This is a genomic window from Actinomadura madurae, assembly GCF_047130825.1.
GTDB lineage: Bacteria > Actinomycetota > Actinomycetes > Streptosporangiales > Streptosporangiaceae > Spirillospora > Spirillospora madurae.
Window position 1 is genome coordinate 5,583,055 of sequence record NZ_CP083237.1, and the last position, 21,158, is coordinate 5,604,212.

General features: G+C 72.3%; 19 protein-coding genes. 2 read left to right on the forward strand and 17 right to left on the reverse strand.

Annotated elements, in window-relative coordinates; genetic code table 11:
• Positions 1-27 precede the first annotated feature (27 nt).
• The 4 genes from K8Z49_RS25185 to K8Z49_RS25200 form a co-directional block, all read right to left on the reverse strand.
• On the reverse strand, positions 28-1,368 hold the full coding sequence (locus K8Z49_RS25185; protein ID WP_021595831.1) for a nucleotide sugar dehydrogenase: 1,341 nt from the start codon (positions 1,366-1,368) through the stop codon (positions 28-30).
• A gap of 3 nt (positions 1,369-1,371) precedes the next feature.
• On the reverse strand, positions 1,372-2,937 hold the full coding sequence (locus K8Z49_RS25190) for a glycosyltransferase family 2 protein (protein WP_218163865.1): 1,566 nt from the start codon (positions 2,935-2,937) through the stop codon (positions 1,372-1,374).
• A 100-nt stretch (positions 2,938-3,037) separates the two neighbouring features.
• The gene (locus tag K8Z49_RS25195) at positions 3,038-4,114 is read right to left on the reverse strand and encodes a Gfo/Idh/MocA family protein (RefSeq protein WP_021595833.1); all 1,077 of its coding nucleotides are present in this window, start codon (positions 4,112-4,114) and stop codon (positions 3,038-3,040) included.
• A complete protein-coding gene (locus K8Z49_RS25200; protein WP_075023987.1) occupies positions 4,111-5,235 on the reverse strand; it encodes a DegT/DnrJ/EryC1/StrS family aminotransferase in 1,125 nt (374 codons plus the stop codon). Before K8Z49_RS25200 ends, K8Z49_RS25195 begins: the two co-directional genes overlap by 4 nt.
• Before the next feature lie 218 nt (positions 5,236-5,453).
• Here K8Z49_RS25200 and K8Z49_RS25205 point away from each other — a divergent pair, with 218 nt between their 5' ends.
• Entirely contained in the window at positions 5,454-6,842 is a 1,389-nt protein-coding gene (locus K8Z49_RS25205; RefSeq protein ID WP_412515378.1) for an SDR family NAD(P)-dependent oxidoreductase, read from the forward strand.
• On the opposite strand, the gene K8Z49_RS25210 is transcribed toward K8Z49_RS25205, so the two are convergent.
• The 10 genes from K8Z49_RS25210 to K8Z49_RS25255 form a co-directional block, all read right to left on the reverse strand.
• Complete coding sequence (locus K8Z49_RS25210) at positions 6,832-8,445, reverse strand: hypothetical protein (protein ID WP_075023985.1); 1,614 nt, start codon at positions 8,443-8,445, stop codon at positions 6,832-6,834. The two genes, K8Z49_RS25205 and K8Z49_RS25210, sit on opposite strands and share 11 nt — an antisense overlap.
• A gap of 231 nt (positions 8,446-8,676) precedes the next feature.
• Complete coding sequence (locus K8Z49_RS25215) at positions 8,677-10,287, reverse strand: solute symporter family protein (protein ID WP_021595838.1); 1,611 nt, start codon at positions 10,285-10,287, stop codon at positions 8,677-8,679.
• Positions 10,284-10,658 (reverse strand): DUF485 domain-containing protein, encoded by a 375-nt coding sequence (locus tag K8Z49_RS25220; RefSeq protein ID WP_021595839.1) that lies wholly within the window; start codon positions 10,656-10,658, stop codon positions 10,284-10,286. Before K8Z49_RS25220 ends, K8Z49_RS25215 begins: the two co-directional genes overlap by 4 nt.
• Before the next feature lie 156 nt (positions 10,659-10,814).
• Complete coding sequence (locus tag K8Z49_RS25225) at positions 10,815-12,545, reverse strand: cation acetate symporter (RefSeq protein WP_075023984.1); 1,731 nt, start codon at positions 12,543-12,545, stop codon at positions 10,815-10,817.
• On the reverse strand, positions 12,542-12,808 hold the full coding sequence (locus tag K8Z49_RS25230; protein ID WP_021595841.1) for a DUF485 domain-containing protein: 267 nt from the start codon (positions 12,806-12,808) through the stop codon (positions 12,542-12,544). Before K8Z49_RS25230 ends, K8Z49_RS25225 begins: the two co-directional genes overlap by 4 nt.
• A 143-nt stretch (positions 12,809-12,951) precedes the next feature.
• Positions 12,952-13,749, reverse strand: a complete 798-nt coding sequence (locus K8Z49_RS25235; protein ID WP_412515379.1) for a LytR/AlgR family response regulator transcription factor — start codon at positions 13,747-13,749, stop codon at positions 12,952-12,954.
• 18 nt (positions 13,750-13,767) lie between these two features.
• Positions 13,768-14,961: a sensor histidine kinase gene (locus K8Z49_RS25240; protein ID WP_021591070.1), complete on the reverse strand. Its 1,194-nt coding sequence runs from the start codon at positions 14,959-14,961 to the stop codon at positions 13,768-13,770.
• A gap of 9 nt (positions 14,962-14,970) precedes the next feature.
• On the reverse strand, positions 14,971-15,813 hold the full coding sequence (gene aac(3), locus K8Z49_RS25245; protein ID WP_024934372.1) for an aminoglycoside 3-N-acetyltransferase: 843 nt from the start codon (positions 15,811-15,813) through the stop codon (positions 14,971-14,973).
• A gap of 56 nt (positions 15,814-15,869) precedes the next feature.
• Positions 15,870-16,364: a hypothetical protein gene (locus tag K8Z49_RS25250; protein ID WP_021591072.1), complete on the reverse strand. Its 495-nt coding sequence runs from the start codon at positions 16,362-16,364 to the stop codon at positions 15,870-15,872.
• A gap of 110 nt (positions 16,365-16,474) precedes the next feature.
• Positions 16,475-17,080 carry a LysE family translocator gene (locus K8Z49_RS25255; RefSeq protein ID WP_412515380.1) on the reverse strand — a complete coding sequence of 202 codons (606 nt, stop codon included), beginning with the start codon at positions 17,078-17,080 and terminating at the stop codon, positions 16,475-16,477.
• Positions 17,081-17,102: 22 nt separating this feature from the next.
• Between K8Z49_RS25255 and K8Z49_RS25260 the strand changes: the two genes are divergently transcribed.
• A complete protein-coding gene (locus K8Z49_RS25260; protein ID WP_412515381.1) occupies positions 17,103-17,975 on the forward strand; it encodes an AraC family transcriptional regulator in 873 nt (290 codons plus the stop codon).
• Between the two features lie 97 nt (positions 17,976-18,072).
• On the opposite strand, the gene K8Z49_RS25265 is transcribed toward K8Z49_RS25260, so the two are convergent.
• From K8Z49_RS25265 to K8Z49_RS25275, 3 genes are all read right to left on the reverse strand, one after another.
• Complete coding sequence (locus tag K8Z49_RS25265) at positions 18,073-18,975, reverse strand: hypothetical protein (protein ID WP_412515382.1); 903 nt, start codon at positions 18,973-18,975, stop codon at positions 18,073-18,075.
• Between the two features lie 457 nt (positions 18,976-19,432).
• Positions 19,433-20,512 (reverse strand): epoxide hydrolase family protein, encoded by a 1,080-nt coding sequence (locus tag K8Z49_RS25270; protein WP_412515383.1) that lies wholly within the window; start codon positions 20,510-20,512, stop codon positions 19,433-19,435.
• 76 nt (positions 20,513-20,588) lie between these two features.
• Positions 20,589-21,146: a TIGR03086 family metal-binding protein gene (locus tag K8Z49_RS25275; RefSeq protein ID WP_412515384.1), complete on the reverse strand. Its 558-nt coding sequence runs from the start codon at positions 21,144-21,146 to the stop codon at positions 20,589-20,591.
• Between the last annotated feature and the right edge of the window lie 12 nt (positions 21,147-21,158).

A 21,158-nucleotide genomic window follows, 5' to 3' on the forward strand; every position in this document is an offset into this window, starting at 1 on the left:
GCTCTTCTCCGTTCTGTCTGGCCGGGGTCATCCGGCGTCGAGGGCCGGGGACCCGGCGGGCCGAGACGTGCCGGTGCCGCGCGCGGGGCCGCCGATGACGACGTGCTCCACGCCGGGCCAGCGGGCGGGGTCGGTGATGCGGCGGCCGTCCACGAGCGCCTTGACGCCGGGCAGGTCGGACGCGCCCAGCTCGCGGTAGGCGGCGTGGTCGGCCTGGACGATCGCGGCGGTCACCGGCTCACCCCGGTACGGGGGAAGCCCCAGGGCCACCAGCTCGTCCGCCGAGTACAGCGGGTCGGACACGTACGGGACGGCGCCGCGGGCTCTGAGCGCCTCGACCGTCGGGAAGACGCCGGAGAACGCCGTCTCCTTGACGCCGCCGCGATACGCCGCGCCCAGCACCAGGACCTCGGCGCCGGTGAGGTCGCCGTAGGCGCCGGCCAGCAGGCCGACGGCGTACTCGGGCATGTCCAGGTTGGCGTCCCGGGCGGCGCGGACGACGGTCGCGGACGGGTCGTTCCAGAGGTACAGCCGCGGATACACCGGGATGCAGTGGCCGCCGACGGCGATGCCGGGCTGGTGGATGTGGCTGTACGGCTGGGTGTTGCAGGCCTCGATGACCTTGGTGACGTCCACCCCGACGCTGCCGGCGTAGCGGGCGAACTGGTTGGCGAGGCCGATGTTGACGTCGCGGTAGGTGGTCTCGGCGAGCTTGGCGAGCTCGGCCGCCTCCGCGGAGCCGAGGTCCCAGACGCCGTTGGGCCGGTCCAGGTCGGGCCGGTCGTCGAAGTCGAGCACCTGCTCGTAGAACGCGACGCCGTGCCGGGCGGACGCCTCGTCGATGCCGCCGACCAGCTTCGGGTAGCGGCGCAGGTCGGCGAACACCCGGCCGGTGAGCACGCGTTCCGGGCTGAACACCAGGTGGAAGTCCTCGCCGGCGGTGAGGCCGGACCCCTCCGCCAGTATCGGCGCCCAGCGGTTCCGGGTGGTGCCGACGGGCAGCGTCGTCTCGTAGCTGACGAGCGTCCCCGGGCGCATGCCCTCGGCGATCGACCGGGTCGCCGCGTCCATCCAGCCGAAGTCGGGGGTGCCCGTCCCGTCCACGAAGAGGGGGACGACCACGACGACCGCCTCGGCGCCGGCGACCGCCGCCGCCGTGTCGGTCGTCGCCGTCAGCAGCCCGGCCCGGACCGCCTCGCCGAGGTGGACGCCGAGGTCCGCCTCGCCGGGGAACGGCTCGCGGCCGGCGTTGACGTCGGCGACGACGCGTTCGTCCACGTCGGCGCCGATCACCCGGTGTCCCTTGCGGGCGAACTGCACCGCCAGCGGGAGACCGATCTTGCCGAGCGCGACCACGCAGATCCGCATGTGCTACCTACCTCCAGAGGACGCCGCACGCCGGACCCGCGCGGCGACGGCGCGGGCCGGGCGGACCGGACGGGTGTCGAGCACCGTGCCGTGCCGGGTGTCGCCGGTCACCGACAGCCGGTGCGGTCTGGCCCGGTGCCAGACCAGCCCGCCGACCGGCCCCGGCAGGTCCGCGGGGACGGCGGCGTCGTGCGTCTCGCCGGACGCGCGGAGGAGCAGCCGCAGGTCGTGCCGCACCGGTCCGGGTTCGACGAGCAGCGCCACCGGGATCCGCGCGGTCAGGTGGAGCCCGTCCTCGCGGGGTTCGCGGGTGACGACGGCCTCGTCCAGGTGGACGCGTTCCCGGCCGCCGCGCGGGGCCAGCGCCAGCCCGGCGACCGCGGGGTCCGCGGCGTCGGGGCCGGTGAACGGAGTCCGCACGGTGAGCTCGACGAGGTCGCCGTCCCGCCGGGCGCGGACGGTGCGCAGTTCCTGGGACAGCCGCTTGCGCATGCCCTTGGTGATCTCGTAGAGCTCGTCCGGGAGGCCGAGATCGGGGTCCTCGAAGCCCTGGTAGGCGAGGTAGGTCCGGCCGTTCTTGAGGGCGATCGGGTAAGCGTGCCCGTCCCGTCCCGCCCGGATGGCCTCGCACAGCAGGTCCGCCTCGCCGAGCTGGGCGAGCCGCAGCCTGGCCCGGCGGACGATCGGCAGCGTGAAGAGGACGTCGTCGCTCACGTACTCCTCGACGAGCCGCCCGACGCGCGCGCAGACGTCGCGCCGGGCCTCGCGGTCGAGGTCGAGGAACCCCTCCCGTGTCGGCATCGTCAGCTCCCACCGGGTGTGGCGCTTCAGGATCGCGTCCCGCCGCGGGCCGGGTTCGAGCAGGCCGGCGACGACGCCGAACAGGCTCTCCGCGCATTCGAGCCTGGTGCGGACGTCGACGGCGCCCTGGGTGATGTTGCCGCCGTCCTCGCGCAGCACCGCGTAGTAGCAGGTGTAGTCGGCCAGGACGGAGATCCGCCGGGCGCGCACGCACGCTTCCAGGGTGAACGGCTGGTCGCTGCCGATCCGCATGTGCTCGGGGAAGCGCAGCTTGTGCCGTTCGACGAGGTCGCGGCGGAAGAGCTTGCAGTTCGACAGCACCCACGGGAGCACCGAGTCGTACAGGTCGATCTCGGGACGGTTCTCCGCGAACAGCTCCGGGCGCCGCACCGCCCGGCCGTTGACGCCCTCCATCTTGCCGACGAGGACGTCCGAGCCCCACTCGTCCGCCGCCGCCACCATGCGCTCCAGCGCCTCGGTGCCGAGATGGTCGTCGGCGCCGACGAAGTAGACGTAGCGGCCGGAGGCGACGTCCAGGGCGCGGTTGCTGGGGGCCGCCGGGCCGCCGGAGTTCGGCTGCCGCAGCACCGTGAAGACGTCCGGGTACTCCTCCGCGAACCGGTCCAGCTCGGCGCCGCCGCCGTCGGTGGAGCCGTCGTCGACCGCCACGACCTCCATCCGCTCGGGGCCGATCGTCTGCTCGGCCAGCGACTTCAGGCACTCGGTCAGGTACGGCATCGTGTTGTAGACCGCGACGATCACCGTCACATCGGGCGCGGCGTCATTGTGGGGGGACGACCCCCCACGCTCCCCGGTTGAGGCCTGACCGTCTTCTTCCACTCCGCTGGCGCTCCGCTCCGGAAGCCGGTCAGACGGCACCTGCCACCTCCTGCGGCTCCTGGGGTTCCTGGGGCTCCTGCTGCTGCGCGACCTGCTCCTGCGCGACCTGCGCGGGGAGCGAGACCGTCCTGCCGAGCTTGGCCGACTCCAGGACGGCGGCCGACACCTCGACCGTCCGCAGGCCCTGCCGCAGCGTCACGACGTGGCCGTCGCCGCCCGCGCGGAACGCGTCGCGGAAGCGTTCGTGCTCGATCAGCAGCGGCTCGCGTTTGGGGATCGCGTACCGGATCATGTCTCCCTCGGAGACGCCGCGGAACGCCCGCAGCGCCTCCCACTCGGTGCTCATCTCACCGTTGGCGTAGAACGTCAGGTCGGCGGTGAGCGTGTCGGCGACGAAGCAGCCGCGGTCGCCGGTGACGACCGTCGTGCGCTCCTTGAGCGGGCTCAGCCAGTTCACCAGGTGGCTGACCATGGAGCCGTCGGCGAGCCGCCCGATGGCCGCGACCATGTCCTCGTGCGGACGTCCGCTGCGCGCGACCGTGTGCGCGGAGATCGTCACGTAGTCCTGGCCGGTCACCCACGCGGTCAGGTCGATGTCGTGGGTGGCGAGGTCCTTGACCACGCCGACGTCGGAGATCCGGTGCGGGAAGGGCCCCTGGCGGCGGGTGACGACCTGGAACACCTCGCCGAGCTCGCCCGCCTCCAGCCGGGTCCGCATGCTCTGCAGCGCCGGGTTGAAGCGCTCGATGTGCCCGACGCCCGCGACCAGGCCGCGCGACTCGAACGCCGTGACCAGCCGTTCGGCGGCCTCCACCGACTCCGCGAGGGGCTTTTCGATGAGCGCGCCCGCGCCGGCCTCGGCCAGCGCCAGCCCCACCTCCCCGTGCAGCGCCGTCGGGCAGGCGACCACCGCGTAGTCGATCCCGACCTCCATGAGCTCGGCGACCGACTCCAGCAGCGGGACGCCGTGCGGGACCCGGTCCGGCCGTCCCGCCGGGTCGACGACGCCGACGAGGTCCACGCCCTCCAGCCCGGTGAGGATGCGGGCGTGGTTGCGTCCCATCACGCCGAACCCGACGATGCCGGCGCGGAGCGGGGCGCTCACAGCGCGGCCCCGGTCTCGTCGACGGCCGCTGTCTCGTCGACGGCGTCGGCGACGCGGGCGAGCTGCTCGCCGGTGAGCGCCGGATGCACGGGGAGCGACAGCACCTCCGCGGCGGCTCGCTCGGTCTCGGGCAGGTCCCAGCGCGGGTCCGGCCGCCCGTCCTTCAGGTACGGGGCCAGCCGGTGGACGGGCGTCGGGTAGTAGACGGCGTGGCCGATCCGGCGTGCGTCCAGGTGCCGCCGGACGGCGTCGCGGTCGCGGACCCGGACGGTGTACTGGTGGTAGACGTGCCGGGCCCCGGGCGCGACCGGCGGCGTGACCGCGGCGGTGATCTTCGCGTCCAGCAGGGCGGCGTTGGCGCGGCGCCGCTCGGTCCAGTCCGCCAGCCGCTTGAGCTGCTCGCGGCCGATGGCGGCGGCGACGTCGGTGAGCCGCATGTTCGCGCCGACGATCTCGTTGGCGTACCGCTGCTCCATGCCCTGGTTGCGCAGCAGCCGCAGCGTCCGGGCGGTCGCGGCGTCGGCCGTGGTGACCATGCCGCCTTCGAGGGAGTGCATGTTCTTGGTCGGGTAGAAGCTGAAGCAGCCGGCCGTGCCCATCGCCCCGGCCGGGACCGCGCCGAGGGCGGCGCCGTGCGCCTGGCAGGCGTCCTCCACGACGGCGAGGCCGTGCCGCTCCGCGAGCGGCCCGATGCGGTCCATCGCCGCCGGGTGCCCGTACAGGTGCACCGGCATGATCGCCGCGGTGCGCGGGCCGACCGCGGCCGCGACGGCGTCCGGGTCGGCGCAGAACGAGCCCGGCTCGATGTCGGCGAAGACCGGCTCGGCGCCGGCCAGGCGGACCGCGTTCGCGCTGGCCGCGAACGTGAACGACGGGACGATCACCTCGTCGCCGGGGCCGATCCCGAGCGCGAGCAGGCTGAGCTGCAGCGCGGACGTCCCCGAGTTGACGGCCACGCAGTGCCGTCCCGCGACGATCGCGGAGAACTCCTCCTCGAACGCCGCGACCTCCGGCCCCTGCACGACCCGGCCGCTGCGCAGGACGCGCACCGCGGCCTCGATCTCCGCCTCTCCGATATGCGGACTCGCCGCGAGGACGGCCCCCTCCGATTCCACGGGCATGCACACGCTCCCCAGACATGACGATATGAACGTGCGGCTTCCTCGCGGGGGAACGGAGCGCCACCATTTGGGCACAATTGGCGGAAGCCAGAGCCAAGCCCGCGAATTCCAGCCAGGCCGGACATCCGCGAGCCGGTTTTTTGATCTTAACCCGGCACCCGCCCGCCGATCCAATGGCCGGGCGATCCGGCCCGGATTCACCCGATTTAATGGCGGGTATGCGCGAAGAGGATGTACGGACCTGCCTGCGCGTCCTTGCCGAACTTTCCGAACTCGCGGACGAACCGGACGGGCATCCCGATCTGGAGCGGGTGCGGGCGGCGGCGGGCGCGTTCGTCAAACGCACCCGCGAGAGGGAGCGGGCGGCCGCCCGGCGGAGGCGCGCGGAGGCGGACGCGCGGGTGCTGGCCGGGACGGCGACCGGCGATGCCGGCCGCGAGGAGGGCGTCCCGGTGGAGCCGCCGCGGGCGGCCGCCCGGCCGCGGATCCCCCTCAACGGGCTGGTCAGCTGCTACGTGTGCAAGGCGAACTTCCGGGAGGCGGACGCCTTCTACCACCGGCTGTGCCCGCCCTGCGCGGACGAGCACCACCGGCGCCGCGGCGCCCGCGCCGACCTCGCCGGTCGCCGCGCGATCGTCACGGGCGGCCGGGTGAAGGCGGGCTTCGAGCTCGTGCTGAAGCTGCTGCGGGACGGCGCCGCGGTCACCGCCCTCACCCGGTTCCCGGCCGACGCGCGCCGCCGGTTCTCCGAGGCGCCGGACCGCGAGGAATGGCAGGACCGGCTCACCGTCACCGGAATGGACCTGCGCGACATTCCGGGTCTGGTCCGCTGGTGCGACGGCCTGGTCGCGGAGGGTGAGCCTCTCGACATCCTCGTGAACCACGCCGCGCAGACGCTCCGCCACCCGCCGGAGTCGTACGCGAAGCTGCTGGCGGGCGAGGGCGCCGCCGCCCTGCCGGGCCCGGCCACGCTGCCGGGCTCGGGGACACTGCCGGGCTCGGGGACACTGCCGGGCTCGGGGACACTGCCGGGCTCGGGGGCACTGCCGGGCGCGGTGACGCTGCCGGTCGCGACGCGCGACGGGACGGTGGACGTGGCGGGCCTGCTCCCCGACCCGTCCACGGACAACTCCTGGACGCGGCTGGTGCACGAGGTCGATCCGGTCGAGCTGCTGGAGGTGCAGCTCATCAACGTGACGGCGCCGTTCCTTCTGCTGGGGCGCCTGCGCCCGCTGCTGGAGCGGTCCGCGCACCCGCGCCGGTACGTGGTGAACGTGTCGGCCGTCGAGGGGCAGTTCGACCGCGTCTACAAGGGCGCCGAGCACCCCCACACCAACATGGCGAAGGCGTCGCTGAACATGCTGACCCGCACGGTGGCGTCCGAGCTGGCCGAGCACGGCGTGTACGTGACCAGCGTCGACCCGGGCTGGTTCACCGACCAGCAGCCGACCGCGGACCGGGCGCGCCGCGCCGCCGCCGGGTTCCGCCCGCCGCTGGACGTGGTGGACGCCGCCGCCCGCGTCTACGACCCGATCGTGCGCGGGGAACGCGACGGCGACCCGCCGTACGGCTGCCTGCTGAAGGACTACCGCGTGGTCAGCTGGTGACGGCGCCGGCGGTCGCGATCAGTTCGGGCAGCGCCCCGGCGAACCCTTCGCCCAGCAGCTTCAGGGCCACCCGCCACGCGTCCGGGCGCCCGCCGAGATGCCGGTCGACGTGCTCGGCCAGGCGGCGCAGGACGCGCGGGTCGGGGAAGGCGCCGTCGGCCGGGGCGAGCAGCCTGTCCACCTCGGCGACGGAGAGCACCAGATCGGCGGTGGGGTCCTCCACCTCGCGCAGCACCCGGGCCGCGTAGGTGCCGTAGATCGGCTCGGGATCCCAGTGCCGCCGCGTCCCCGGCTCCCGCAGGCGCCTCGCGCGCCCGTCGCCGGTCTCGTCGACGAACAGCGGGGCGAGCGGGACGTCCCCGTCCAGGCCGAGCCTCGCCCGGATCCGCGCCGTGCCGCGCAGGCCGGGCAGCCACAGCGACTCCGCGACGTCCGCCAGCGCCTCCTCGGGGACGGTCGCCACCACGAACTCGGCGGTCAGCGTCCCGGCGACCAGGCCGTTCCCGGCGACCTTCACCAGTACGTCCGAGCCCGGACGCGTCTCCTGGCCGCACAGGTCGGCGAGCAGTACCGGCGACGGGTCGCAGATGAGCGCGGCGAGGTCCGGGTGATCGGCGACCACCGTCCGCTGCAGTTCGAGCGGAGTATCGGTACGTTTCGCCATGAACCGGGCGGCGCGGCGGGGGATCGGTCCCTCCTTCGCCCGCCGGCGCCGCTCGTCCGCCAGGACGTCGTCCCAGCCGACGCGCGGGACGCCGGGATGGCGGCGGTGCACCACCGTGCGGACGAGCGGCCGGCCGCGCCACGGCTCGCACCCGGCCGCGTCGGCGATCTCGGCGACCGACCGCAGGAACTCGGCCTTGCGAGCCTGGTCGGAGAGGTCGCGCAGCCGCCACTCCCCCTGCCCCGACTCCAGCGCCGCCTGCGCGTACGCCAGCACGCTCGGCAGCGACCCGTCCGGCCCCCACTGGAACGCGGGCAGCCGTCCCTGCTCGACGAGCTGCCTGATCTCGTGGCCGCGATGCGCGTCGAGGAGGGTCCGGCACGCCTGGACGGCGCCGTGCGGGTCGGCGCCCGCGCCGAGGAACCACAGCGCCGTCCCGGCCATGTCGGGGTCGGCCGAGTACAGCATCGCGTGGTCGAGCGCACCCGACCCGCCCAGCCCGGACAGGAGGTCCTGCCGCGTCGCGGCGGGCAGCGGGCGCGGCGTGGCGCCGTCCCGGCGCGAGGTCTGGTGGGCGAGCTGGCGCCGCAGGTTCCGCGGGACGCCGCCGAGCGCGGTCACGGCGTCCAGCAGGGTCGCGTTGACCTCCGGGGCGTCCAGGTCGAGCAGCCGGCCGAGCAGGGACGGCGGGTCGCCGGCCCGCAGCGCGTGCTGGACGAGCAGATCCAGGTCGCCGGGCCCGCCGCGCCGCAGCAGCGCCTCCAGCACGACCCGGTTCGCCATACCGTGACTGCGCGCGGCCAGCCGGACGTGCTCGTCCGGCAGCATCCCGATCAGCACGTCCATCTCGGCGGGCGTCGCGAAGCGCAGCAGCCCGGCCGTGCAGCCGACGATGTTCTCGGCGCGGATCGTCTTCCAGCCGTAGCGATGGGGGGCCATGGACCGTCACCGTAGCGGCCGGGAACGTCCGGCGGGAGCCGGCCGGCGAAGCCGGGCCGGCTCCCGCCGGAGAACGGAGGCGGCCCCGTCCCGGGGGCGTGAGGGGGACGGGGCCGCGGCCGCGCGGGACCGGGCGACGGTCGCCCGCGCGGCGAGCCGTGTCCCGTCCGGCGTACGGGGGTGGGGGCCCTGCTCGGCCGCCGGGGACGGGAACGACTCGGCTTCGGAGGATCAGTGCTTCGACGCCGCCTCGGCGCCCGCTCCGGTCAGGGAGCGGACCTCGATCTCGGCGTACTTCTCGTTGTTGTACTCCTTGCTGAGGACGGTCCCGAGCCAGCCGGCCAGGAAGCCGACCGGGATCGAGATGATCCCGGGGTTGCTGAGCGGGAACCAGCTGAAGTCGGAGTCGGTGAACAGGGCCTTCTCGTCACCCGACACGACCGGCGAGAAGGCGACCAGGAAGATCGCCGAGCCGAGCCCGCCGTAGATGGCCGCGACCGCGCCGGAGGTGTTGAACCGCTTCCAGAACAGGCTGTAGAGGATCGCGGGCAGGTTGCCGGACGCGGCGACCGCGAAAGCGAGGGCGACGAGGAACGCGACGTTGAGCCGCTGCGCGTAGATCCCGAGGACGATCGAGACCGCTCCGATGACGAAGGCGGAGATGCGGGCGACGCGGACCTCGTCCCGCTCCGTGGCCTTGCCCTTGCGGAACACGTGCGCGTACAGGTCGTGCGAGAACGACGAGGACGAGGCGAGGGTGAGGCCCGCCACGACCGCGAGGATCGTCGCGAACGCGACCGCCGCGATGACCGCGAGCAGGATCGTCCCGCCCGCGTCGCCGAAGACGATCTCGCCGATGCGTTCCGCGAGCTGCGGCGCCGCGGTGTTGCCGGCCGGGTTGACCGCGGCGATCTCCTTGGACCCGACGAGCGCCGCGGCGCCGAACCCGAGCACCAGCGTGAGCAGGTAGAACGTGCCGATGATGCCGATGCCCCACAGCACGGACTTGCGGGCGTCGCGGGCGGTCGGGACGGTGTAGAAGCGGATCAGGATGTGCGGCAGCCCGGCGGTGCCGAGCACGAGCGCGAGGCCCAGGCTGATCAGGTCGAGCTTGCCGGTCAGCCCCGAGTCCTCGGTGGCGTAGCGCAGGCCGGGCTCCAGGAACGCGCCGCCCTTGCCGCTCTGGTCGGCGGCGTCGTTCAGCAGGTCGTTCAGGTTGAACCCGGAGTGGCCGAGCACCAGCAGCGTGATCAGCGTGGCGCCGGTCATCAGCAGGACGGCCTTGACGATCTGCACCCAGGTGGTGCCCTTCATCCCGCCGAACACCACGTACACGATCATCAGCACGCCGACCAGCGCGATCGTCGCGCCCTTGGCGAAGTCGCTGGTGAAGCCGAACAGCAGCGCCACCAGGGCGCCCGCGCCGACCATCTGCGCCAGCAGGTAGAAGATCGACACGATGATGGTGGACACCCCGGCGGCGGTGCGGACGGGCCGCGGGCTCATCCGGAACGCCAGCACGTCCGCCATCGTGAACCGGCCGGAGTTCCGCAGCAGCTCGGCGACCAGGAGCAGCGCGACGAGCCAGGCGACGAGGAACCCGATCGAGTAGAGGAAGCCGTCATAGCCGTAAAGGGCGATCAGCCCGGCGATGCCGAGGAAGGACGCGGCGGACATGTAGTCGCCGCCGATGGCGAGGCCGTTCTGCGCGCCGGAGAACGTCCGCCCGCCGGCGTAGAAGTCGGTGGCGGTCTTGGTGTTCCGGCTCGCCCACACGGTGATCGCGAGAGTGGCCGCCACGAACACCAGGAAGAGGATGATCGACAGTGTCTCGTTGCTCATCGGGCGTCCTCCGCGCTTCCGGCAGTCGCGTCGGTGGCCGGCGCCGCCTCGGCCTCGATGTCCTTGCGGATCTTGTCGGCGACCGGGTCGAGGCTGCGCTCGGCGTGCCGCGCGTACCAGTACGCGATGGCGAACGTCGAGACGAACTGGAGCAGCCCGAAGACGAGGGCGACGTTGATGGAGCCGACCAGTTTGTGGCCCATGAAGTCGCGCGCCCACCCCGACAGGACGACGTACAGCAGGTACCAGCTGAGGAACGCCGCGGTCATGGGGAATGCGAATCTGCGGAATCTGCGCCGGAGCTCCTGGAACTCCGAGGTGCCCTGGAACCGTTCATAGACGGTGCCGGAGGCGCTCTTATCGACGGACACGAGGGCCCTCCTGTGTTGTGACGCCGGTCACGCGCCACGCTAAAGATCCAGCTGGGGGCGGGCGAGGGGTCAGCGCCGGGGCTGCGTTCAGCTGCCGTTCACCGTCGACGGCCTGCCGCGCACGTCGGTGAACGGTCGATCTGGCGCGATGAACGGTCAGACCCGCCGCGGGCGCCACGTGCCCCGGTCGACGCTCAGCGACTCCGGAGTGTGCAGGCGCACCATCATGCGCGCGACACCGGGCGGCACGCGGCCCTGCGTGCACAGCGACACGACGATCATGACGGCGAACGCGACGGGGACCGTCCAGGCGGCCGGCTGGGCGAGGAGCGCGCCGAGCAGACCGGACGGCGGCCCGGCCGCGATCGTCACGACGACCGCGGTGCCCGCGAGCGCGCCGCCGGCGGCGAGCCCGGCGAGCGCGCCCGGCACGGTGAGCCGCCGCCACCAGACGCCGAGCACGAGCAGCGGGCAGAACGTGGACGCGGCGACGGCGAACGCCAGCCCCACCACGTCCGCGACGGCGAGGGACCGGGCCGCGATCGCCAGGCACAGCGGGACGACGAGCGCCAGCAGCGTCCCGACCCGGAACGAGCGCACCCCGCCGCGCAGGATGTCCTGCGCCAGCACCCCCGCCACGGACACCGTGATCCCGGACGACGTGGACAGGAACGCCGCGACGGCGCCGCCCGTCACGAGCGCGCCCAGCAGGTCGCCGCCGACCCCGCCGATGAGCCGTCCGGGCAGGGTCAGCACGACGGCGTCCGCCCGCCCCGTCATCAGCAGCTCGGGGGTGTACAGGCGTCCGAGCACCCCGTACACGGCCGGGAGCAGGTAGAACGCGCCGAGCAGCGACAGCACCATCACGGTCGTGCGCCGCGCCGCCCGCCCGTTCGGGTTGGTGTAGAAGCGGACGAGCACGTGCGGCAGCCCCATCGTCCCGAGGAACGTGGCGAGGATCAGCGAGTACGTGGCGTAGAGGGAGTGGTCGCGGCTGTCCAGCGGCTGGGCCCATTCCCGGTCGGTGCTCACCGGCCGTCCGGTCACGTGCGGGACGTCGGCGCCGGCCGGGAAGGTGACGGACGCGTCCTGCTGGAACCGGTGCTCCCCCGGGTCGAGCCGCACGGCCGTGCCGGAGTAGGGCCGCCCGTCGACCTGCCCGTCCACGACCACCTCCACGGGGGCCCTGACGTTCACGGTGACCGCCATGCCGACGGCGACGGTCGTCCGCTCGTTGAACCGCGGCGGGGTGTCCGACGAGAGGCCGGGCGCGCCGTCGTACCTCCACGCCAGCAGCAGGAACACCAGCGGGACGGCCAGCGCGGTCAGCTTCATCCAGTACTGGAACGCCTGGACGAGCGTGACGCTCCGCATCCCGCCCGACAGCACGTTGCCGGCGACGACGACCGCGACGAGCACGCCGCCCGTCCACACCGGCGCACCCGTGACCGTCCGCAGCACGAGCCCGGCGCTCTGGAACTGCGGCAGCAGGTAGAGCCAGCTGATCAGCACGACGAGGACGCTCGCGACGCGGCGCACCGCCATGGACTCCAGCCGCGCCTCGGCGAAGTCCGGCAGCGTGTAGGCGCCCGAACGGCGCAGCGGCGCCGAGACCAGCACGAGCAGGACCAGGTAGCCGCCCGTCCACCCGACGGGCAGCCACAGCATGTCGGCGCCGTAGGCGAGGATCAGCCCGGCGATGCCGAGGAACGAGGCCGCCGACAGGTACTCGCCGCCGATCGCGGACGCGTTCCGCAGCGGCGTCACCGTCCGGGACGCGACGTAGAAGTCGGACGTGGTCCGGGAGATCCGCACCCCGAGCACGCCGATGAGCACGGTCGCGACGACGACCAGCACGACGCCCGCCATGCCGTACGCGGCACTCATGGCCGTTTCTCTGCGCGGTCGACGAGATCGGCGAAGTCGTCCTCGTTGCGCTCGGCCTGCCGCACGTACCACCAGCCGCAGCCGACGAACCACGGGTAGATCAGCCCGCCGAGCAGCACCCACGGCAGCGGCAGCCCGAACACCTCCTGCGCCCGCGCCGCCGGGACCAGCGCGAACAGCAGCGGCAGCCCGAACACGACGGCGGCCAGCATCAGGCACAGCCACGTCGCGAGCCGAAGCTGGGTGCGCACCAGCGACCGCATGTACGCCTCACCGAGGCCGGTCTGCTCGTCGATCTCGCGGGTGACCGGGTAGCGGGGGCGGCGGACGGTCCGGGTCCGCGGCCCGGTGACCAGCGTCCGGCCCGGCGCCGGCCCGGCCGGGGCGCGCGGCCGCTCGTCGCCGCTCAGGGTGACCGCCTCGCCCGGCGGACGAGCAGGTCGCGCAGCTCGCGCACGTGCCGGCGGGCGACCGGCAGCTCGGTGTCGCCGACGACGATCGTGCAGCGGCCCGAGTCCAGCCGCAGCTCCTTGATCGCCGACAGCGCGACGAGATGGCTGCGGTGCACCCGGACGAACCCGGCGCCGCTCCACCGCTCGCCGAGCGCCGCCAGCGGGATCCGCACCAGATGGCTGCCGCCGGACGTGTGCAGCCGCGCGTAGTCGCCCTGCGCCTCCACGTACAGCACCTCGGCCGGGTTCACGAACCGGGTCACCCCGCCGAGCTCGACGGGCATCGGCTCCGGCTCGGACGGGGCCTGCGCCTCCTCGGCGGGATCTCCAGACTCCTCGAACACCTCGGTCACCCGGCGGATCGCGACGGCCAGCCGCTCCGGCCGGACCGGTTTGAGGATGTAGTCGGCCGCCTTGATCTCGAACGCGTCGACCGCGTGCTCCTCGTACGCGGTCACGTAGACGATCTGCGGGGCGCGGGCGAACTGGGCGAGGACGCGGCCGAGCACGGTGCCGTCCAGGCCCGGCATCCGGATGTCGAGGAAGACGGCGGCGATGGGGCGCCCGTCCGCGAGGGCCCGGTCGAGCTTGCGCAGCGCGGCGGCGCCGTCCCGGGCCGTGTGGATCTCCCCGATGCGCGGGTCGGCGCGCAGGAGGTGGACGAGGTCGTCCAGCGCGGGCGCCTCGTCATCCACCGCCAGGACACGCAGCCCCACAGCACCGTCCTCCCCGTAGCGTCCGCCACATTCCATGCAACGAACGGGCGGGAGTCAAGAGGCCGTCACACCCGGCCGGTACTTCGGAACGCGGACGGTCACCTTCGTCCCCGCGCCGGGGCCGGTCTCCACGGCCAGCCCGTACTCGTCGCCGTACACCTGCCGCAGCCGGTCGTCGACGTTGGCGAGCCCGATCCCGGCGGTGTCGGCGTCGCCCGCGGGCGCCCGCCGCTCCCCCGCGAGGAGCCGCCGGACGTCCTCGGGGTCCATGCCGATCCCGTCGTCCTCCACGCTGATCACGCAGTCGGCCCCGGCGTCCTCCGCCACGATCGTGATGAGGCCGGGCTCCGACCTGTCCTGCAGCCCGTGCCGGACGGCGTTCTCCACGAGCGGCTGGAGACACAGGAACGGGACGGCGACCGGCAGCACCTCGGGCGCGATCCGCAGCGTCACCCGGAGCTCCTCACCGAACCTCGCCCGCTGCAGCAGCAGGTACCGGTCGATGGACCGCAGCTCCTCGGCCAGCGTCGTGAAGTCCCCGTGGCGCCGGAACGAGTAGCGCGTGAACCCGGCGAACTCCAGCAGCAGCTCCCGCGCCCGCTCCGGATCGGACCGGACGAAGGACGCGATCGTCGTCAGCGAGTTGTAGATGAAGTGCGGCGAGATCTGCGCCCGCAGCGCCCGCATCTCCGCCTCCATCAGCAGCGTCCGCGAGTGGTCGAGCTCGGTGAGCTCCAGCTGGGCGTCCACCCACTGCGCCACCTCCTCCGCCGCCCGGATCAGCCCGGCGGGCACCTCCTCGCCGTACGCGGCGAGCGTCCCGATCACCCGGTCGTCCGTGGCGAGCGGCACCACCACGACCCGCCGGATGGGGCAGTCGAGCCGATCGCACGTCACGTCCCGCACCTGCGTGCGCCCGTTCCCGAGCGTCGCCTCGGCATGGCCGAGCGCGCCCTCGGCATGGTGCTCGTGCTCCCCGTCCCAGGCGAGCAGCCGCTCCCCGTCGGTGATCGCGAGCGCCGGGCACCCCAGCAGCGCCCGCAGGTGCCGCGCCGCCTTCTGCGCCCCCTGCTCGGTCAACCCGGCCCGGAACGCGGGCGCGGCCCGCGACGCGGTGTGCAGCGTCTCGAACGTGGCCCGCCGCGCGGGCCCGCCGAGATCGCCGCCCCGCCCCTGCCGCCGCCACCACAGCAGAGCCGGAACCCACGTCACCACCAGCGTCGCGACAACGGCAACGACCACGTCCACGCGCCAAACCTACGCCCGCCCGAGCCTGCCTTCGATCCAGTCGACGCCGAAACCCACCACGTCGGGCGCCTCGAAGAGGTGGCCGGTGGCGGCGCCGACCGTGCCCTTACGCCCGCGCCCGGCGGCGATCATGTCGTGCGCGATGACCTCGAAGGGATCCCGATCCCCCAGGCCGTAGTCGAAGGCGCCGTTCTCGGAGTCGATGTCGTGGAAGCGCCGCCAGACGCGCTCGCCGTCCACCGTGATCGGCTGCTCGTAGTCGACGAACCGCTTGCCGGGCGCCTCGGCGAGCGCTTCGGCGTGGTGCAGGAGCGTGATGGTGTCGAGTGGCGCACCCAGCATCAGCACCCGCCCGCCCATATCGGTCAACCGAGCGAGCGGGCTGTCGAGACCGTGCGGATCGTCCCAGGGATGGTCGTCCATCAAGGCATGGGCCTGCGGGCCGAGCGCGGCGAAACTGACGTCCGGATGGCGACTGCGCACCGCCCCCGGCCAGCGGCGCAGGGCCTCGGGCAGCCGGCCGTTACTGTGGTCGGCCTCGCTGAGCAGAGGATCGTACGCAGGGTGCTCGGCACGCAGAGCGTCCTGCCACTCCGGCGGCCACTCGACGAAGTCGTAAGGCGGGGCGTCGTTCCACCCACACGTGACCATCAACGTGCCCCGCTCACCGACCGCGTCCCGCAACGCGTTGATGACCGTCTGCGAACCACCGGCGACATACCCCAGCGCCGACATCCGGGTATGGAACATCACGACGTCGCCCGCACCCAAGCCCAACCGGCCCAGGTCACGGGCAAGCCCCTGCCGGGTGACCGGACCACCAGAGCGCTTGAGCAGCCCCACCTCGTCCACACCCGCAACCTACGCGCAGCCCCCCGACCGGCCAAACGGCAAGACGGTCTCCGGCATCACTCGACGCCGTCGCAATTCTGCGTGGTGTCGTTGTAGTTCCTCCACTGAGCGAAATCCGTGGAGTCGGGAAGCGGTTTACCGTTGTCCACCAGTCTGATCATGAACCGGAAGCAGGAACCCTCGGCCAGGTTCCATGGCTGGGCCACATTTCCATGGCCCCATTCCTCATAACCTTTCCCGCCATCGTTCAGGAGGCGGTACTCTTCCTTATTCGGGTCCTTGGTGACGTTCCAGACGATGACCTCGACGCCCTTCCCGTCCGCCTGGGTGTCCGTCACCCGTACGTGGTCCCCCACCGTCCAGAACTCCACCTTCCCGCCCGGACTGCCATCGTCCGTGCGCATCTCGTAGCGCGGGCCGGGGAGGATGGAATCGGCCAACGAAGCCTTACCTGACGAAAGCGGCTCCTGCGCGTCTGCCGCCGCGCCCGTGATCGTCCAGGACATGACCGCCGCGACGCCGGACGCAGCCACCAGTGCCGACTTCTTCATCCGCTTCCCCTTTCCTCGGTACACCGACCTCGTTTCTACGGAACCGAGGGTTTCTTCACCGTTTCCAAGGGCGAAGCAGGACGTACCCATCCGGGTCCAGCCGGTGCGGATCAGTCGTGGGGCCAGACAAAGAGGGCGGCCGACGCGACCAGTAGGCCAGCCATGGCGCAGCGGTAGACAAGCCAGGTACGCGGCGTGCGGAGAGTGCGCTGGAGTGCGGCGCCGACCGCCAGCCAAGGGAAACAACAGGGCAGTGCGGTGAGCATGAACAGAACGGTGAGGGTCAGTGATCGGCTCAGGATCCCGCTGTCCTGGTTCAGGAAGGTGGCGTTGGCCGCGACGCAGATCAGCCAGCCCTTGGGATTGGCCCATTGGAATGCGGCCATGCCGAGGAAGCCGGACCACACCGGGGTGTCTGCGTCCCCTTCCATAGAGGTCGCGGTCGCGATACCCCAGGCCATCCAGCAGAGCAGCACCACGCCGCCCCATTTGAGGGACTCCAGCAGCCAGGGGCGGTCGAGGAGCAGGCCGCCGATTCCCAGGGTGACGGCCAGCAGCAGGGCGCTCATCCCGATCACCTGCCCGAGCAGGCTCGGCATCCCCTGCCGCATGCCGCCCTTGGCGCCGGCGGCGGCCAGGAGCACGTTGCTGGGGCCGGGCGTTCCGGTGGCCACCGCGGCGAACGTCACGAACGCGATCGTCTGGGAGACTTCCACGGCATCTCCTTAGGATCCCCATATGGCACCCAGCGTGGCCGGACCGCGCCGCAGCGGTCTTGAACGTTCGTGTGACCCGGGCGAGTGGGTGGAGGCCAGCGGACCCGTGGACGGCGTGGAGCTGTTCCGCGCCGGACTGCGCGGCCACCCGTACAGTCGGCACCGGCACGACGTGTACGCCGTCGGGGTCACCGAAGCGGGCGCCCAGGCGTTCCACTACCGAGGCACGGTGGAGCGCAGCGCCCCAGGACAGGTCTTCGTGCTGCATCCCGACGAGCCGCACGACGGCTGGGCCGACGGGCCGGGCCTCCTCGGCTACGCGCAGATCTACGTCGCCCCGGCCCGGATCGCCGCCGCCCTGTCGTCCATCACCGGACGCCCCACACCCCTGCCCTTCGCAGCCCCGGTGACCGACGACCCCGAACTCGTGCGCACGATACGCACGGCGTTCGAAGCGACGCCCGAGCCGCTGGCGCTAGACGCCCTCGTCCTGGAACTCGCCGAGGGCCTGCTCAGGTGCAGCGCACCCCGCCTCCCCGACCCGCCCCACCGCATAGACCTGCGGGCCGTGGAGCGCGGCCGAGAGTACCTTGAGAACCGTCCGGCGGTCGTGCGCTCCAGCGAACTGGAGACCGTCACGGGCCTCGACCGCTACCAGTTCGCACGCCATTTCCGTGCCCGGTGCGGCACCAGCCCCTACCGCTACTCGGTCATGCGCCGCCTCGACCTCGCCCGCGAAAAGATGCGCGCAGGCACACCTCTAGCGGAGACCGCACACGCGGTCGGCTTCGCCGACCAAGCCCACTTCACCAGAGTCTTCAAGGCCGCATACGGCATGCCCCCCGGCCGCTACACAACGCTGCACCAAGCCCCGGGCCCAGACCTGGAGCCATGACGAGCGCGGGACTTCCCCACTTATGGGCCCGGCGGTTCGTGGTGGACAAAGGCGCCAATCCGCGCCGCCTCCTTCGCGGAACGTGAAGTCGCGCGGCTTACGCAATGGCCTGGAACCAGCGCAGCGTGTCGGTAAGGCCGCGGTAGAGGGTGTCGATGTGGTGGACGTCCGTGCCGTAGATCACGAGCTGGGGGCGTGCGCCGTGCCCGCGTAGCGTGCGAATGCAGCTGCGGGTGTTGCCGAAGGTGACCTGCTCGTCCCCGGTGGCGCCGTAGAGCCGGACCGGGGCACGCGGGGCCCAGTCGCAGGTCCCGTCGACCGCCTGGAACGCCCGAAGGAGCCCGCCCGAAGGCTGCCTGAGCCGCGCCAGATAACGCGAGGTCAGCAGTTGCTCAGGGCTTGTGGGAAGCTGGGGGAAGATCTCCTGCTCATCGTGGCTGCCGTCGAAAAGCCGTTCCATGGCGGTGTCATGGGGCGCCTGGAATACCTCGGAGGGCTTCTCATAAATGCGATGGAGCCGATTCCAGGCGACCGTGGCGTAAGCGAGGTAGAACGCCGATCCCCGCGGATCCAACGATCCGTCGAGGGACGCCGGAATTTGCACATGCGGGTCGTAGGGCCCGCTGACCGGGGCCAGAGCACCGAGCCGCAGATAGGGGTCGGCACTCTGGTGCAGTTGCCGTCCCAGTGCCATGGCGGCGTGGCCGCCCTGGGAGAAGCCGGTCACCAGCACTCGCCGGTCCAGTCGCCGACCCTGCCGGCCCGCGACCGTGCGGGCGGCGCGGAGCATGTCCAGGGAGGCGGACGCTTCCGATGCGGCGTCCATATAGGGATGCTTTCCTTCGCCCAGGCCGAGTCCCAGGTAGTCGGGCGCGACGCCTGCGTATCCTGCGGCCGCGTAGTAGATGGCGGCGACCCTGCTCTGCCCGTCCTCCGCGACCGACCCGGCACTGTCGCGCCCGGTGTGGGTCCCATGGGTGAAGCTGACGGCCCGCAGCACCTTGGCATCGTCACGAGGCAGGACGACGACCCCGCTGGCGACGATGGGCCGCCCACTGGGAGAGATGGTGCGATAGAGAACCCGGAAGCCGCTGACCCCTCGACGTGCCTGGGGTGACCCTAACCGCGGATCCTCTTTCCCGAGATAGCGACGTACGTCCGTCCGCGACATACGGACCACCGGCGTCACGGACACGACCGACCCGCGCCACCCGTCGTCCGTGCTCGCGGCCACGGCCTGTGTTTCGCCCCCGACAGCCCATCCGGCACCGGCCACGACCAGCGAGCCTCCGACCAGCACCCGCGACAATCGTTTGCCACCTAAGTGAATTCCCATACGCCAGAAGCTAGAAAGGCCTCCGCCCGTGCACCATCCACCTACACCCCCACCCCCGGTGAACCCAAGCCCCCACAGAGGGTGTACCAAACGACACCGCGCTCCGCCGGGTCTCCGGTTTCTAGAGGGTTTGGAAGAAGTGGCGGATGTCTTCGGCTAGGAGGTCGGGGACCTCCATTGCGGCGAAGTGGCCGCCGCGGTCGAACTCCGTCCAGTGCCTGATGTCGTAGAGGCGTTCGGCCAGGGGGCGTACTGATTGCGTGATGTCGTGTGGGAGGACTGCGACGCCGACCGGGACGGGGCATTTCGCGGCCTGCCCTCGTGGGGCGTCGTGGTGGAGGCGTGCGGAGGAAGCCGCGGTGGCGGTCAGCCAGTAGAGCGAGATGTCGGTGAGCATCCGGTCGTCGCTGATCTGCGAGCGGGGGTCCGTCCAGTGGGCGAAGCGCTCGGCGATCCAGACCAGTTGGCCGACCGGTGAGTCGGTCAGCGCGTAGCCGATGGTCTGTGGTGTTAGGGCCTGCAAGGCCTGGTATGGCGGGCGGTTCGCCATCAGCTCTCTGACCTTGTTCAGGCGGGCCTCGTCGGTGGGGGACAGGTCGATGGCGGCGTCTGGGTCGGGTCTCGTTGGCAGGTAGTTGATGTGCACGCCCACGACCTGCTGCGGGGCCTGTGCGCCTAGGGCCAGTGAGATGCCGGAGCCGAAGTCTCCGCCCTGCGCGCCGTAGCGCTCGTAGCCGAGGCGGCTCATTAGCTCGGCCCAGGCCCGCGCGATCCGGGGGACGTCCCAGCCGCGCTCGTGGGTCGGCCCGGATAAGCCGTAGCCCGGGATGGACGGAATCACCAGGTGGAAGTCGCGCGACAGCGGCTCGATCACGTCCAGGAACTCCAGGAACGACCCCGGCCAGCCGTGCGTGAGGATCAGCGCCAGCGCGTCCGGGTTCGCGGAGCGGACGTGGACGAAATGGATGTTCTGCCCCTCGATCTCGGTGGTGAAGTGCGGAAGCTCGTTCAGCTCGGCCTCGTGCTTCCGCCAGTCGTAGCCGGTGCGCCAGTGGTCGGCGAGCTCCTTGAGCCGCGCCAGCGGGAACCCGTAGTCCCAGCCCGCGTCGGCGACCTCGTTGGGCCAGCGGGTGCGGGCGAGGCGGTCGGCCAGGTCGTCGAGGTCGGCCTGCGGGACGGAGATGCGGAACGGCTTGATCATGAGGTCCCCCACTTGTTGGCGACGCCAATGTTGGCACGGCCAACTGTATGTCATCGTTGGCGAGACCAACAAGTCGTCAGGGCGAGGGAGACCAGGCCGGGTCGCGACCCAGGAGGGCGGCGAGGTTGTCGATCGCGGGGCGGGCGGGATCCTCGGGAAGGGGCGGGCGATAGACGCCGCCGGGTCCGTTGAGCGGGCTGCCGGGCGCGGTGCTGGTCCGGGCGAGGGGCAACGCGATCTCTGCCAGCCGGGTCGGCACGGTGGGGGTGTCCCCTAGGGCGCGCGCCAGGTCCCAGCGGTGGACGAGCATGTCGACCCCGTGGACGCCGAAGACCGTCTCGGTCGGTATCGGGCCGTACTTCGGCAGGTCCACGGTCTCGCCGGCCCGTTCGAACGCGGCCAGGCAGCGGGCGGCGATGCGGGCGAAGGCGTCGCGGGGGTCGCCGGTCACCTCGATGGGCGGCAACTGCGCGCGGGCGAGGGCTTCGTGCTCCTCGTTCATGTGGTGAAGCAGGTCGGCGACCGTCCACCCTTCGCAGGGCGTCGGGTTCTTCATCGCGGCGTCGGGGACCAGGGCCACGTCATGGCCCAGCAGTGCGAGTGCCGTGGCGTCGAACGCCAGCAGGTCGGTCATGCCCTTCCTCCT

What these genes read in the sequence shown, in the direction of transcription:
- K8Z49_RS25185 (WP_021595831.1), bottom strand. Translation starts at nt 1,368, where the DNA reads ATGCGGATCTGCGTGGTCGCGCTCGGCAAGATCGGTCTCCCGCTGGCG.
- K8Z49_RS25200 (WP_075023987.1), bottom strand. Translation starts at nt 5,235, where the DNA reads ATGCCCGTGGAATCGGAGGGGGCCGTCCTCGCGGCGAGTCCGCATATC.
- K8Z49_RS25205 (WP_412515378.1), top strand. Translation starts at nt 5,454, where the DNA reads ATGCGCGAAGAGGATGTACGGACCTGCCTGCGCGTCCTTGCCGAACTT.
- K8Z49_RS25210 (WP_075023985.1), bottom strand. Translation starts at nt 8,445, where the DNA reads ATGGCCCCCCATCGCTACGGCTGGAAGACGATCCGCGCCGAGAACATC.
- K8Z49_RS25215 (WP_021595838.1), bottom strand. Translation starts at nt 10,287, where the DNA reads ATGAGCAACGAGACACTGTCGATCATCCTCTTCCTGGTGTTCGTGGCG.
- K8Z49_RS25225 (WP_075023984.1), bottom strand. Translation starts at nt 12,545, where the DNA reads ATGAGTGCCGCGTACGGCATGGCGGGCGTCGTGCTGGTCGTCGTCGCG.
- K8Z49_RS25230 (WP_021595841.1), bottom strand. Translation starts at nt 12,808, where the DNA reads ATGCGGTCGCTGGTGCGCACCCAGCTTCGGCTCGCGACGTGGCTGTGC.
- K8Z49_RS25235 (WP_412515379.1), bottom strand. Translation starts at nt 13,749, where the DNA reads ATGGAATGTGGCGGACGCTACGGGGAGGACGGTGCTGTGGGGCTGCGT.
- K8Z49_RS25250 (WP_021591072.1), bottom strand. Translation starts at nt 16,364, where the DNA reads ATGAAGAAGTCGGCACTGGTGGCTGCGTCCGGCGTCGCGGCGGTCATG.
- K8Z49_RS25260 (WP_412515381.1), top strand. Translation starts at nt 17,103, where the DNA reads ATGGCACCCAGCGTGGCCGGACCGCGCCGCAGCGGTCTTGAACGTTCG.
- K8Z49_RS25270 (WP_412515383.1), bottom strand. Translation starts at nt 20,512, where the DNA reads ATGATCAAGCCGTTCCGCATCTCCGTCCCGCAGGCCGACCTCGACGAC.
- K8Z49_RS25275 (WP_412515384.1), bottom strand. Translation starts at nt 21,146, where the DNA reads ATGACCGACCTGCTGGCGTTCGACGCCACGGCACTCGCACTGCTGGGC.